Annotated in this window: 9 protein-coding genes; 3 read left to right on the forward strand and 6 right to left on the reverse strand. The window is 37.3% G+C overall.

What is annotated here, in order from left to right; genetic code table 11:
- Nucleotides 1-35: 35 nt before the first annotated feature.
- Nucleotides 36-932 (reverse strand): cell wall-binding protein EntA, encoded by an 897-nt coding sequence (locus ACM6HU_RS15165; protein ID WP_098116716.1) that lies wholly within the window; start codon nt 930-932, stop codon nt 36-38.
- Nucleotides 933-1,588: 656 nt separating this feature from the next.
- On the opposite strand from ACM6HU_RS15165, the gene opuD reads away from it, so the two are divergent.
- The gene (gene opuD / locus ACM6HU_RS15170; RefSeq protein WP_016112584.1) at nt 1,589-3,103 is read left to right on the forward strand and encodes a glycine betaine transporter OpuD; all 1,515 of its coding nucleotides are present in this window, start codon (nt 1,589-1,591) and stop codon (nt 3,101-3,103) included.
- A 254-nt stretch (nt 3,104-3,357) separates the two neighbouring features.
- The gene (locus tag ACM6HU_RS15175; RefSeq protein WP_003205060.1) at nt 3,358-3,492 is read left to right on the forward strand and encodes a hypothetical protein; all 135 of its coding nucleotides are present in this window, start codon (nt 3,358-3,360) and stop codon (nt 3,490-3,492) included.
- Between the two features lie 357 nt (nt 3,493-3,849).
- On the opposite strand, the gene ACM6HU_RS15180 is transcribed toward ACM6HU_RS15175, so the two are convergent.
- The 5 genes from ACM6HU_RS15180 to ACM6HU_RS15200 form a co-directional block, all read right to left on the reverse strand.
- The gene (locus ACM6HU_RS15180) at nt 3,850-5,061 is read right to left on the reverse strand and encodes a NupC/NupG family nucleoside CNT transporter (RefSeq protein WP_016112583.1); all 1,212 of its coding nucleotides are present in this window, start codon (nt 5,059-5,061) and stop codon (nt 3,850-3,852) included.
- A gap of 623 nt (nt 5,062-5,684) precedes the next feature.
- Nucleotides 5,685-7,397, reverse strand: coding sequence for an SH3 domain-containing protein (locus ACM6HU_RS15185; protein ID WP_016132414.1), 1,713 nt, complete (start codon nt 7,395-7,397; stop codon nt 5,685-5,687).
- Nucleotides 7,398-7,608: 211 nt separating this feature from the next.
- Nucleotides 7,609-8,493 (reverse strand): D-amino-acid transaminase, encoded by an 885-nt coding sequence (locus ACM6HU_RS15190; protein WP_077294686.1) that lies wholly within the window; start codon nt 8,491-8,493, stop codon nt 7,609-7,611.
- A 429-nt stretch (nt 8,494-8,922) separates the two neighbouring features.
- Nucleotides 8,923-10,851 (reverse strand): LTA synthase family protein, encoded by a 1,929-nt coding sequence (locus tag ACM6HU_RS15195; protein ID WP_016112580.1) that lies wholly within the window; start codon nt 10,849-10,851, stop codon nt 8,923-8,925.
- Entirely contained in the window at nt 10,820-10,960 is a 141-nt protein-coding gene (locus ACM6HU_RS15200; protein ID WP_170958259.1) for a hypothetical protein, read from the reverse strand. The genes ACM6HU_RS15195 and ACM6HU_RS15200 overlap by 32 nt, the downstream gene beginning before the upstream one ends.
- Nucleotides 10,961-11,750: 790 nt before the next feature.
- Here ACM6HU_RS15200 and ACM6HU_RS15205 point away from each other — a divergent pair.
- On the forward strand, nt 11,751-12,116 hold the full coding sequence (locus tag ACM6HU_RS15205) for a YkvA family protein (protein WP_016112579.1): 366 nt from the start codon (nt 11,751-11,753) through the stop codon (nt 12,114-12,116).
- Nucleotides 12,117-12,162 lie beyond the last annotated feature (46 nt).

Raw genomic sequence — 12,162 nt, forward strand, 5'->3', positions numbered from 1 at the left:
ATATGAGAACTGGCTGAATTTTTAGCAGTCATTGGTTATTTTAAAATTTTCACTTTAACGGATTTACGTCCCCATTTGTTAGCAGCTGAATCAGAGCCAACTAGAACGTCGATACGGTTACCTTTAATTGCGCCGCCAGTGTCACCAGCGATTGCTTCTCCGTAACCTTCTACCCATACTTTTGACCCAAGTGGAATCACTTTCGGGTCAACAGCAATCATTTTCATGTTTGGATTCGCTGTTAGGTCATGACCCATTGCAGTTAATACACGACCACCATATGTGCCGCCATTTTCACTCGGATGAGCTGTATATGCTGTAGCTTCAACTGTTAGTTCACGACCACCAGAAGGAGTGTTTGTTTCTGCTGCTTTGACAGCAGGTTTAGCAGCTGGTTTTTCTTGTGCTGCTGGTGCTTTTGCCTCTGCTTTAGCAGGTGCTGCAGCTTGAGCAGGAGCAGGCGTTTCTTGTTTTTCAATAACAGGTGCTGTACCTGTTAAGAAAGGAACATGAACGTAAGCCGTTTTCCCATTATATTCGAATTGTAACCACTCATTTTGTACTTGGTTCGTTGTTTCGATCATATCGTCTTTCTTAAGCGTACCAAGAATTTCTGAGTTTGTGTTTGCTTCAGCACGTACGTTTAATACGTTTGCTGTTACGTAATAGATGCTTTTTATAAATTCTGCGTTTACGAATGCGTCTTTACCATCTAATTTGATTTTTGACCATCCGTTTTCTGTATTTGTAACATCTAATTTATGACCATTTAATACTTTGCCTACAACTTGTGATTCAGTAGTTGGGTTCTCGCGTACATTTAATACGTCTGTTGTTACAACAGTTTCTGCTTTTGCAGAAGTAGTGAAAATCCCAAGACCAAAAACCGCTGCCGTTGCTATACCAATTAATTTTTTCATGATAGCCTCCATTGCGTTTGTTTTCGTGTCCTCATTATAGCAACAGTTTTTTTCGGAATTTGGGAAATCACACAATTACAAACCATTCGTAACAAATCATTAATACTCTGTAATATAGAAAGAAATAATAGAAAGCGGTTTTCATTCCGTGTTTTTAAGAGGTTTGATAGATATCTCTATTACCTATAGCACAGAGGATATTTTTCAACTGAGCTAATAATGTTACGCAGTTATTACGGTAGGTTTACTAAATGGTTACAATCCTTGAGTAATTCGTCGATTTGTGACTAAAATAGTTATATAAACATAAACAATTTGTTTGTGTATTCACAAAGAAGTGCTATATCCTTACAAAAACAACCGCATAATTGTTACAAAAAGAAAGAGCTGCCATCCGTAAATTTGGCTTTTTTCCAACTGTAACACACCTTTTTTGGGAAACACACTCCCATCCGCATCTATCTCGCACGATTTGGCGGTAACATCTCCATTTTATAATCCGAACGGTTATATGGAGGCTGAACTGTCCATAAGAATTCTAATTGGTGAAGGCTGATTTTAGAGAGCTGGAAGAAAATCACCGCAAGAAATATTTCACTTTATCCGATTTAACATATCGTAATTAGAGTCATTTTACGAAAAAAAGAAACCTACAAAAGGGGGATTTTATGAGGAAACTGACAAAAACATTTATTGTCTCATTAACATTATGTATTGCATTTACAATTTGGGGGATTATTCCCGAATCTATAATCGGAAAAGGTAATTTAGGAAATGTGACTACTGCAATTCAAACTGCATTAGTTAGTAAATTTGGTTGGTTCTATATCATTTCTGTTTCTGTTTTCTTAGGTTTAGCTATCTTTTTAATCTTTTCAAAATATGGTTCGATCCGTTTAGGGAAAGATGATGATAAGCCTGATTATAGTTATATGACCTGGTTCGCTATGCTCTTTAGTGCCGGCATGGGAATCGGTTTGATTTTTTGGGGAGTTGCGGAACCATTAAATCATTTATACGCACCGCCATTTGGGGAGAGTGCAACAGAAGAGAGTGCACGTCTTGCACTTCGTTTTTCATTCTTCCATTGGGGATTACATCCATGGGGTTTGTATGCACTTGTAGCACTTTGTATTGCTTATTTTACGTTCCGAAAAGGGAAACCAAGTACAATTAGTGCAACAGTTGGTTCTTTATTTAAGAGTGGTGAGCACGGACGGATCGCACATACGTTTGACGTATTAGCTGTATTTGCGACAGTATTCGGTGTTGCAACTTCATTAGGACTTGGAGCAAAACAAATTGCAGGTGGCCTTAGTTACTTAACATCTATTCCAAACTCATTAACAACGCAGTTAGTTATTATTGGGGTAGTAACGGTCCTATATATGTTATCTGCACAAACAGGATTAGATAAAGGGATTAAATATTTAAGTAATATAAATATTATTTTAGCCTTTGCACTTATGGCAATCTTATTATTTGCAGGTCCAACGAACTTTATTATGAATTACTTTACTTCTACAATCGGTTCGTACATTCAAGAGTTGCCAAGTATGAGCTTCCGTTTAAGCCCATTAAATGAGGGTGGTAACCAATGGATTCAATCATGGACGATATTTTACTGGGCATGGTGGATTGCATGGTCCCCATTCGTTGGTACATTCATTGCCCGTGTTTCACGTGGACGTACGATTCGTGAGTTTGTTATTGGTGTGTTGCTCGTTCCAACAATTATTGGTGCGCTTTGGTTCTCTGTATTTGGGGGAACAGGTATTCACATGGAGATGTTTGATGGAGCAAATATTTATGGACAAATTAAAGAGATGGGTACAGAAATTGGATTATTCGCTATGTTAGATCATATGGGCAGCATAGGACCAGCTTTATCTGTTCTTGCGATTTTACTGATTTCAACATTCTTTATTACTTCAGCAGACTCTGCGACATTTGTTCTTGGTATGTTAACGACAAATGGTAGTTTAAATCCACCAAATCGTATTAAACTGGTTTGGGGTCTTGTTCAAGCAGCATTGGCAGCGATTTTATTATATGTAGGTGGATTAGAGGCATTGCAAACTGCTTCGATTATCGCAGCATTCCCGTTTGTATTTGTTATCTTCTTTATGGCTGCTTCCCTATTTAAAGAATTACAGAAGGAAGTTCGTCATCACCATAAATAATAGAAGGAAAGAGCTGATTTTGAATCAGCTCTTTTTTGGTAGGTTGTGCGAATTCCTGTTGATTAGCAGTTGTCGCAGGTTGTCGAATGGTCGATAAGTTGTGTCGAACCGCTGATATATTGTCAAAAGTAATCCATATTTTTGTCAAAAATTTGTCGGAAATGTGTTGTCACTTTTGCGTATATGTGCTATATTATTTCCTGTAAGCGATTTCAAATGGTTTTTAAGCGTATTCAAGGGGGACAACTAGAATAATGAAGCGTTACGAAAGAAAGTGGAAGCATATTTGTTTGAAACGTGTGGCACATCGCAGTGTCCAAGAAAACACGGAACCAAAGACTGAAGTGTCTAAAGAACAGCAAGAGAAGCAATTGGTTTTACAAAAATAGCAGTCACTTTTTCGTATATAAATGAAAGTAGATCGTTCGTTGGGGGATGGACGTGAAAATATTACTTTCGACTAAGGGGTATTGTCCGATATATAGATTTAAAGTAAAAATAAGCACAGAGCATACGGCGCTCTGTGCTTATTTTTTTAATCAAACGTTTGTTTAATTTTAAACGAGCCGCTGCCACTTTTACTTTTTAAACCTGACTGTCTTGTCCCATCCGATAATTTGTTTTTTATTTTTAGCGCGTAAGTATAGGAAGAGGCTTCTGATAAATAGGTACGTAAAGAGCTGGGCGTATGTGAAATACATTCATAAAAAAAGCTGACCCGAAAATTCGGATCAGCTCGATTTTTATTATAAGAACATCATACCTGCAACTGCTGCATTTAAGAAGTTCGCTAGTGTACCAGCGATTACTGCTTTAATCCCTAACTGTGCAATTTGTTTACGGCGAGAAGGAGCAAGTGTCCCTGTTACACCTAATTGAATTGCGATAGAAGAGAAGTTTGCAAAGCCACAGATTGCAAATGTTAAGATCATATTTGTTTTATCAGAGAAGTCTGCCATGTGTGGACCTAAGTTTGCATATGCAACGAATTCGTTGATTGCAAGCTTTTGTCCGATAAAGCTTGCTGCTTGTACAGCTTCGTTTGGTGAAACACCGATTAAGATAGCAAATGGAGATAGAATATATCCAAAGATTAAATCAAGGCTAAGTTTAATATGGAACCAAGATCCAACCCATCCTAATAGGCCGTTTAATACAGCGATTAATGCGATGAACGCCATTAACATTGCTGCAACGTTAATAACAAGTTGCATTCCTTCAGAAGCTCCGCGTGCTGCTGCATCGATAACGTTAGCATCTTCACGCTCTGTAGAAAGTTTTACATTGTTATCCGGTTTTTCTGTTTCTGGCATAATTAGTTTTGCAATTAATAGGCTTGATGGTGCTGCCATAATTGCTGCTGCTAATAAGTGCTCTAGCGGAATTCCCATTGCTGCATAACCAACAAGAACTGACCCAGCAACAGCTGTCATACCGCTTACCATAATCGTGAAGAATTCACTGTTGGTTAGACGTGCTAAGTACGGTTTAATTAAAATTGGTGCTTCTGTTTGTCCTAAGAAAACAGTTGTTACTGCATTTAAACTTTCTGCTTTAGAAGTGCCAAGAAGTTTGCTTAATGCACCACCAACGATACTAACGAACCATTGCATAATACCTAAATAATATAAAATTGCTACTAATGAACTAATAAATACAATTGGAAGTAGTGCTTGAATGACAAAAATGAATCCCCAAGGACCATCTTTATCTAATAAGTTACCAGCGACGAATTTAATTCCCTCATAAGAAAAATTGATTAAGCCTTGAACGCCGTCAGAAGCAACTTTTAAGCCAGCTTTTCCGGCATCCCATCGTAACACGATGAAAGAAAACGTAATTTGTAATGCTAGCGCGATTAAAATTGTGCGCCAATTAATAGCTTTGCGGTTGGAAGATAGTAAAAAAGCAACTGCTAAAATTCCAATCACGCCGCCAATTCCCCATAAAACATTCATGTAGTGTAAATCTCCTCTCTCATAGTAAAAAAGTATATATAACAGATGTCTATACTCTACGAAAATAGCATCTTAAGTAACTTATCACACCGGACATCAGAGGTCAAACGTCTATTGAAAAATTTTAATAGAAAGAAAATTCCTTAAGAAAACACATATCAATCTTATGGAGGTGAAATAGGTTATGCTTTTTAGGGGGATATATTCATTATTATAACGTTATGAGCTGTTTTTATAGAATATAGTGTATGAAATAAGAGGAGAGAAACATATTTGTAGAAATACGAATTAAAAAAATGATAAAGACTTTTCTTTTATAGGTAGGGAGAGAGCGTCCGGCCATGGATAGAAGCGGCCAGGGCCTTTTTTCGCCTCGTGCCGAATTGAAAACAAAAGGAGAAAAAGAGAGCAGGTCACCTTTTGTTCTTCGTAGCAGCGACTTATATGCAAAAAATCAAAAGGATTTATCCCGCATTAACGGGCAGTAATATTCCCACCTCAAAATGCGGTGAAAGCAAAGAGGTTAGGTGGGAGATCAACTGCCCGTAAAACCCCCACTGATTAAAGTTTCACTTTATATAAAAAGAGCCTTCTAGTAATCTAGAAGACTCTGAAACTATGACTTAAGGTGCTTTTGTATATCCTAAGAAGTGGCTGCTCCAGTAAGAGTTATTCATTGAAACAATTTTAACTCCGTTGTCACCAGCTTGAATAAATGATCCGCCACCAAGGTAGATACCCATGTGAGAAGGACCTGGCTTATAAGTGTTTTGGAAATAGATTAAATCGCCTGGTTGTGGATTTGAAGTTTTTGGTAGACTGCTCCAATATCCTGCTACAGTTTGACGGCTAACGTTGTGACCGAATTTGTTAAATACGTGGAAAATGTAACCACTGCAGTCAACGCCATTAGCAGAAGTGCCACCCCATACATATGGTACGCCTTGCATTGATTTTGCATATGCAAGAATAGATGATGTATCACCACTTGTGTTGCCTGCGTTGTTATTATTATTTTGGTTGTTGTTATTGTTACTGTTGTTAGGTTTATTGTCTACAGCGCCACCGACTGGTGTTTTAGATAGGAAACGAGTTCCTACATAGCCAGTGCGACCGTTGTAGTTAATTTTACTCCATCCATAATGTTCAGAAATAACTTGTACTTTTTGACCTTGTGGAAGAGCACCGATTACGCTGTAATTTGTACCTTCGCCGCTACGTACATTTAATGCGGCCGCATTAATGTAGTATTCACCAACAGAGGTTTGTGGTTGCTCAGGCTGGTTTGGTTGTTCCGGTGTCGTTGTGCCACCTTTAACAAATTTCACAAATTCGCTGCTTACATAGCCAGTTTTACCGTGATGATTAATTTTGTACCAACCATTTTCTACACCAATTACGTTTAATGTTTGACCGTTTAATACGCCGCCAAGTACACCGTGGTATGTAGCTGGGCCTGTACGAACACGTAATGATGTTGTATTAACAACATAAGTACCGCCAGTTTGAACAGTTACGTTGTTATTGATTTCTTGTTGTTGATCATTACCTTGGACAACATCGTTACTAGAACCACCTTTTGTTACGTAGTCCTTGCTAAGGTAAGCAGTTTGTCCAGCATAGTTAATTTTGAACCAATCTTGAACTTCGCCAACAACTTGTACAACTTGTCCTTTATGAATAGATCCTAAAACTGTATGAGAAGTGCTAGGGCCTGTACGGACGCGAAGAGAAGATACATTTACTGTATAGTTTCCGCTTGCTGCTTGAACATTGTTGTTATTTGAAGAACCAGCATTTGAAGAAATGCCAGATACGAATTGTCCACTAACATAACCAGTTTTGCCGTTATGGTTAATTTTAACCCATCCGTTTTCTATGCTAATAACTTGCAATGTTTGTCCTTCATATACACGTCCCATAATGGAACTAGAAGCATTTGGGCTTGTGCGAACACGCAATACATCAGCAGTAACTTTGTTTTTGCCACCTGTGCTTACGTTTGGTGTTGCACCATTTTTTGATACGAATTGTCCACTAACGTAACCAGTTTTACCATTATGGTTAATTTTAACCCAACCGTTTTCTTCACCGATTACGTTTAATTTTTGACCCTCATATACGCGAGAGATGATGTCGTGAGAAGTGCTAGCTCCTGAACGAACGTGTAATACGTCAGCAGTAACTGTGTAGTTTGAATTGTTTTGTGGTGCAGCTTGAACAGTTTGTGTAGCAGGCTTTTGTGTATTTTCAGGGGCAGCTTGAACGCTATCTAATGTCGGGGCTGCTCCTCCTGCTACAGACACTGCCGCAAGACCGGCAAGATATTTTTTCATGTTTTGTCGATTCCTTTCTGTCTGTAATATAGTAATGAAATATTTACCAACTGTTAAAAATTCTAAAAGGCATGTCGATTACTGTCAAGGCTTATGCGGTAATCTGAATATGTCAAAAATATTACGAAAAAAAAATCAGGGTGCATGCTCCACCTTGATTTTGAACGAAAATACATACATTATTTTATTGTGAAATTTAAAATGTTCGTGTTTAAGGTAATGAGATATTAGAAGTTGAAAAACTTTGGACAAATGTTTTTTGTAGTAGTTTGGTGATTGGCCCAACTTGCCCATTTTGGATGGCAGTTCCATCAAGATGTGTCATAGGCAGCACTTCTACAGTTGTTCCTGTAAAAAAGCACTCGTCAGCATTATAGACATCACGAATACTGAATAATTCTTCTTGAACAGGAATCTGTAGTTTATGGGCTAAGGAAAGAATATATTGACGAATAATCCCATTTAGGATTAGGTGATTAGCAGGGTGGGTATAAAGGATCCCGTTTTTTACAAGAAAAAAGTTCGAGTGACTACCCTCTGTAACTATTCCGTTACGAACGAGAAGGGCTTCTTTACATCCTTTGCGTTCTGCTTTTGTGGCAGCCAATACATTTGGCAATAGATTTAAGGATTTAATATCACAGCGGAGCCAACGTGTATCAGGTTCTGATATGGCACGTATTCCGTATTCAATCCATAAAGCGGGTCGTTCTTTTTTTGAGATATAAGCATAAATCGTTGGGGTTACATCAAAAGAGAATGTGTGCGCACGATGCTGTACTCCTCGAGAAACTTGCAGGTAGATGGTACCATCTTCTTGGAAGTTATTATTTTCGAGTAATTTGTAAAGTAGTGTAATGAGTTCTGCTTTAGAGAAAGCGAGTGTTAGTTCTATTTCATCCATTGAACGGTATAACCGAGTTAAATGTGGATCTAATAAGTGGATGTTTCCTTTATAAATACGAATTACTTCATAGACACCATCTCCAAATTGTAAACCACGTTCTTCTAATTGTATGTACGGTTGTTTGTTATTTGTATCAATAATTGTGTCATTCCATAATACAAATCTTTCGTATGCCATTTTACTTCCCATCCTTTCTTAATTGTTTAAATGATGAGTGGTGAGAGCCCGTATGGAAACGCCAATTTATTGTATTGCGCATATACAAATTCGCAAATGAGAAATGAGAATCCTGCTTTTTAGAAATAAAAAAAGCAACATTCATATAGAACGTTGCTTGCAACAATGTTGCATAAGAGGGTAGCTTGTTTCATAGGGATATTGTCTTGGTATAGCTTAGAAAGGTGACCAGTAAACCAAACGGCTTTACTAAGACAATGGATGTTACTTCCCGGTAACATCAGGGAAATTGTTACACAAATGATACTATTATTCCCCATGAGGAATGAACAGAACACTGTTTACAAATTCTATTATAGAGATGTTTCATGAATTTCATGTAAATATTTGGTGAAGATTGTGTAATTTTATCATACTAATGTAGAGAAAAAGACGCTGAGATTACTCAGCGCCTTTTTTGTCTTCTTTAATAATTGTTTTTACTTCGCCCGTTTTAATTTTGTTGCTTTCAGAGAAGCGAAGTAAGTCTCCCTCAATGAGTTTATCAGACATGTGCAGTTCATTTTGCGCACGATCAATCATCGCTTGAGCTTCTTCTTTCGGTACTTCTACAATTTCGCCTGTTTCGCGGTTATAGAATGTACTGTTTGTATATATATATTGTTCTGTTATAAAACTTCCATCACGAAGAACAACGAATGATTTATAATCTGGTGAGAATACATCATGACCGAAGCTAATGTCATTGCTTGAATCAACACCAAGTAAGTTTAGAATTGTTGGTTTAATATCAATTTCACCTGTTGGTTTTGAAATTGTTTTACCTTCTTTTTGACCTGGAACGTGAATGAACATTGGTGTACGTTGTAAGTTCATATGATCAAATGTTGTAATTTCTTCTTTTCCTAAGAATTGTGCCATCGCACGGTTATGGTTTTCAGAAATACCATAGTGGTCACCGTAGAATACGATAACCGAGTTATCATAAATACCTTCTGCTTTTAGACGTTCAATAAAGTTTTTCAGTGCTTCGTCTAAGTAACGAGCTGTTACCATGTAACGGTCAAATACACCATCACCAGAGTTGTAAGGCTCGATTAATTTTGTACCGTCATCATAAGTAAATGGATAGTGGTTGGTTAAACTAAGGAAGCGAGTATAGAATGGCTTCTTCACTTGTTTTAACATATCCACGGATTGATTAAAGTACTCAATATCTTTTAATCCCCAGTTTAACTTTGTTTCTGGTGTGATTTTGTAGTCAAGTTCGTTATAGTAACGATCGTAACCAAGTGCAGGATACATGATGTTACGGTTCCAGAATGTTGCGTTGTTCGCGTGGAATACAGCTGTGTAATACCCTTGCTGACGCAGGATTTCTGGTGTTGCAGTATATTCGTTATTACCATGTGTAAAGAATACAGCACCTCGGTCTAACGGATATAGTGATGTATCTACTAAGAATTCAGCATCCGATGTTTTTCCTTGTCCAGTTTGGTGGAAGAAGTTATCGAAGTAATAGCTTTCTTTTGCAAATTGGTTTAAGAATGGTGTAACTTCTTGACCATTTACTGTCGCACCAATTAAGAATGTTTGCAAGGATTCAAGAGAAACGACGATTACGTTTTTCCCTTTCGCAACGCCAAACATATTTGGATCTGGTTTCTCTTTGAGTGTCTTCACATAGTTTTCTGTTTCTTGTAATTTGCTACCATCAGCAAATGCTTTTTGTGAACTTGATTTTGCTTGTAAGCCAAGATCATATAATTGGTGAGTATATAAACCTAAGTTTTTTACGAGCATAACACGGTCAAATGAACGCGTTAATAGTTCCGGACGCTCAGTTTCTGCAAGACCTAAGTTTGCGAAGAAAATAGCAACCGTTGATACGAAGTATAAAGAACGCATTGGACGTGACACACGCTCCGTTTTTGCAAAGTCTTTCTTCTTTTTTAATAAAACGAAGAAAAGAATAATATCAGCAAATGCAACAATGATTTTGTAGTTGAGTAGTTCTTTTACACTAGAACCTAGCTGTCCAAAGTTGGACGTTTGCCCAAGTACCGGTAAAGTAACGAAATCATTGTAGAATCCGTAGAACATTACGTTACCAACAAGAACGATTGTTAAAACAAAATCAATTCCAAGTGCTATATAATTACGTTTTTTCCCTTTTGCGAATAATGCAAGACCCACAAGCAGTAATGATGTTGCCAATGGACTAATAAATAAGATAAATTCTTGCATGAAAGATTCAAGTTTCAAATCAAAGCTCGTACGCGTTATGATGTAAGTTTTTAGCCATAAGGCCAAAGCGACGAACAAAGTAAAACGCACACTATGAAATTGCGATTTTAAAGATTCCTTCATCCATTTCCACCCTTTCTCTATCAGGCTTGGTCGATTTTTGAGAGAAAAATGCTAAAATAAAAAATACATAGTTTTCTTGGCCATGAGCAGGGTTTTCTATATCACCCATATACGACTTTAACTATGCATACCCTTTTGGTTTCCTGCCATTTCTTTTGTTGATCCATAAGCATAACGTCATTTCTGTATTATACAACAAAATTCAATTCTTAGAAACACTATAACATTTTACAGTTTTTGTATTTTCGTTGTTACTACCAGAGAAAACTTTAACATTGGTTTATATGCTCGTCAACTAGAAAATATAACAAAGATAAAAGAGAATGTTAAGAGAAATAGAACATTTTATATTGAGAAATATTGATAGAAAATATATAAACCCTTTCTTTTTAGATGGGAGAGAGTGTCCGACTAAGCATAGAAGCTCGCCCCATGATGAGTTTAAAACAAAGGGAGGAGAAGAGAGCAGGTCCATTTTTGTATGCAAAGCAACTTATAAGTGAAAGAACAAAAAGGAGTTGTCTAGCAAAATTTCAATTGGTGATGGGAGTTTTAATATATAACCCCCCCTCTTTTTAGGTGGGAGAGAGCGTCCGCCTGAGTATAGAAGCTCGCCCCATGATGAGTTTAAAACAAAGGGAGGAGAAGAGAGTAGGTCTTCTTTTGTTCCCGAAGTCGTGATTTATATGTGAAAAATCTTAATATAAGTAGAGTAAATAGCGGGAAATGATTACGAACACTTGTTCTTTCTTGTGTTGTCTGTTACAATAAGTTTTTATCGATCGGTTATGTGTATATTTGATGAGCTTTTTATTGACTAATGGGGCTAGTTTTTTCTTTTTGAAGGCACATCTACTTTTTGCGTATAATGAAAAAAACAAAATATGGGGGCTCTTTATATGGAACGAAAATTTTCAGTTGAAGCGTTTTGGAATAAAGTGAAACATGTAGCGAAACAAGCGGGACAATCGGTTATTTATGCAAGTTTATTGCTGTTTTACGTTATGCAAAGACCGGATGTTCCAAAACGAGTAAAGGCAACCATTATCGGAGCGCTTGCTTACTTTATTGCGCCAATTGATGCGATTCCGGATTTTATAGCTGGAATTGGTTATACGGATGATTTAGGGGCATTAACAGCTGCACTTTTGCAAGCATCCATGTATGTAAATGAAGATGTAAAAGAAAAAGCGCAGATGAAATTAGCGGATTGGTTTGGTTCGGATATAGACACATCGTTTATCGATCAAAAATTAGATCAATAGGTGAGAACTGTCATGTGCTGGCAGGGCAAACATAAGCGAGGAAGTG

Source organism: Bacillus sp. IT-79MI2 (assembly GCF_949768135.1).
Classification (GTDB): domain Bacteria; phylum Bacillota; class Bacilli; order Bacillales; family Bacillaceae_G; genus Bacillus_A; species Bacillus_A pseudomycoides.

Coding starts and splice junctions, on each gene's coding strand:
- opuD (WP_016112584.1), top strand. CDS start 1,589: ATGAGGAAACTGACAAAAACATTTATTGTCTCATTAACATTATGTATT.
- ACM6HU_RS15200 (WP_170958259.1), bottom strand. CDS start 10,960: ATGGGTGATATAGAAAACCCTGCTCATGGCCAAGAAAACTATGTATTT.
- ACM6HU_RS15205 (WP_016112579.1), top strand. CDS start 11,751: ATGGAACGAAAATTTTCAGTTGAAGCGTTTTGGAATAAAGTGAAACAT.
- ACM6HU_RS15185 (WP_016132414.1), bottom strand. CDS start 7,397: ATGAAAAAATATCTTGCCGGTCTTGCGGCAGTGTCTGTAGCAGGAGGA.
- ACM6HU_RS15165 (WP_098116716.1), bottom strand. CDS start 932: ATGGAGGCTATCATGAAAAAATTAATTGGTATAGCAACGGCAGCGGTT.
- ACM6HU_RS15175 (WP_003205060.1), top strand. CDS start 3,358: ATGAAGCGTTACGAAAGAAAGTGGAAGCATATTTGTTTGAAACGTGTG.
- ACM6HU_RS15195 (WP_016112580.1), bottom strand. CDS start 10,851: ATGAAGGAATCTTTAAAATCGCAATTTCATAGTGTGCGTTTTACTTTG.
- ACM6HU_RS15180 (WP_016112583.1), bottom strand. CDS start 5,061: ATGAATGTTTTATGGGGAATTGGCGGCGTGATTGGAATTTTAGCAGTT.
- ACM6HU_RS15190 (WP_077294686.1), bottom strand. CDS start 8,493: ATGGGAAGTAAAATGGCATACGAAAGATTTGTATTATGGAATGACACA.